Source organism: Cryobacterium sp. RTC2.1, assembly GCF_035018685.1.
Classification (GTDB): Bacteria; Actinomycetota; Actinomycetes; order Actinomycetales; family Microbacteriaceae; genus Cryobacterium; species Cryobacterium glucosi.
This window is the reverse complement of sequence record NZ_JASJXJ010000274.1, coordinates 1-1,919: the sequence shown is the minus strand read 5'-3', so window position 1 is coordinate 1,919 and position 1,919 is coordinate 1. Positions and strand designations below refer to the sequence as shown.

At 68.0% G+C, this 1,919-nt stretch carries 1 protein-coding gene; it reads left to right on the top strand.

The window, feature by feature from the left end:
• Positions 1 to 219: 219 nt before the first annotated feature.
• On the top strand, positions 220 to 1,919 hold a 1,700-nt coding region (locus QN357_RS18750), incomplete at its 3' end, for an alpha-glucosidase (protein ID WP_323505370.1).

Here is a 1,919-nt window from a genome sequence, read left to right as displayed (position 1 = left end):
GTGCGGCGGGCATCCGTCGTCGGCCGCGGGGTCTCGCTCAACTGGCCTGCCTTCGGGTCCACGGGCGGGAATATCGTCCCGTTCCGCGGTCCAATTATCGCGTGCGTTTCCGTGGATGTTCAAATCAGCCGTTCGCCGCCGCCATCCTCGTCCTCCCCAGCCGCGCGGTCTAGGCTCGACCCCAGCGCCCGTCACCCGGCGCGAGGAAAGGATCCAGTCGTGACGAGCCCCACACCCGTGACCGATTCGATTGCCGGCCCCGAGGGAGGAGCCCCCTGGTGGACCTCGGGTGTCGTGTACCAGGTCTATCCGCGCAGCTTCGCGGATGCCGACGGTGACGGGATCGGTGACCTCGCCGGCATCCGCGGCAAGCTCGGCTACCTCGCAGAGCTCGGGGTGGATGCCCTCTGGCTGTCCCCGGTGTACCCGTCTCCGCAGCACGACAACGGCTACGACATCAAGGACTACGAGGACATCGACTCCGTCTTCGGTGACCTCGCCCAGTTCGACCTGCTCGTCGCCGAGGCCCACGAGCGAGGGATCAGGATCGTGATGGATCTCGTGGTCAACCACACGAGCGATGAGCACCCCTGGTTCCTCGAGTCGAAGAGCAGCCTGACCAACCCGAAGAGGGACTGGTACTGGTGGCGCGAGCCGAACGCCTCGAACAGTCCGCCGAACGCGTGGGGCAGCTTCTTCAGCGGCCCGGCCTGGACCCTCGACGAGGCGACCGGCGAGTACTACCTGCACCTGTTCGCGGTGCAGCAGCCCGACCTCAACTGGGAGAACCCCGAGGTGCGGCAGGCCGTCTACGCGATGATGAACCGGTGGCTCGACCGCGGCGTCGACGGCTTCCGGATGGACGTGATCAACTTCATCGCCAAGCGGGTCGAGCTCGTCGACGGGCCCGCCCCGTCGCGGGACGCCTCCTGCCCGATGGGCCCGCAGATCCACGACTATCTGCAGGAGATGCACGCGGCCGTGTTCGCCGGGCGCCCCGGTGAGCACCTCACGGTCGGCGAGATGCCGGGGGTGACCACGGCGGACGCCGTGCTGTTCACCGACCCTGCCCGGCACGAGGTCGACATGATCTTCCAGTTCGAGCACGTCTCCCTCGACCAGGGCGCGAACAAGTTCGACGCCCTCCCCCTTGACCTGCCCGCGCTCAAGCGGAACCTCGCGCACTGGCAGACCGACCTCGCGGAGACCGGCTGGAACAGCCTCTACCTGAACAACCACGACCAGCCCCGTCTGGTGTCCCGGTTCGGCAACGACGCCGAGTACCGCTACGAGTCCGCCACCCTCTGGGCGCTCGTGCTGCACCTGCAGCGCGGTACCCCGTACATCTACCAGGGTGAGGAGATCGGGATGACGAACGTGCGGTTCGACTCCATCGCCGACTATCGCGACATCGAAACGCTCAACCACTACCGGGAGGCCGTCGAGGAGTTCGACCGGTCACCTTCAGGCGTTCTCGCCGGGGTGCACGCGATGGGCCGCGACAACGCCCGAACGCCCATGCAGTGGGATGCGTCGCCGAACGCGGGCTTCAGCACGGGAACGCCGTGGCTCGCGGTCAACCCGAACCACACCGGGATCAACGTCGCCGCCGACCGTTCGGGCGAGAGGAGCGTGTTCCGGTTCTACCAGGAACTGATCCGGCTCCGGCACGAGAACCCGGTCGTCGCCCTCGGCGACTTCGGGCTGCTCGAGCCCGATCACGGGCAGCTCTACGCCTTCACCCGGTCGCTGGCCGGTGAGACGCTCCTCGTCTTGGCCAACGCAGCGGATGCCCCACTCGCCGCGCCACTGCCCGCCTCGGTCGCCGCTCTACTCGCGACGGCCACCCTCCTCCTCGGCAACTACCCGCCCCAGGAGTCGGCAACCCTCCGCCCCTGGGAGGCCACCCTCTACCGCCT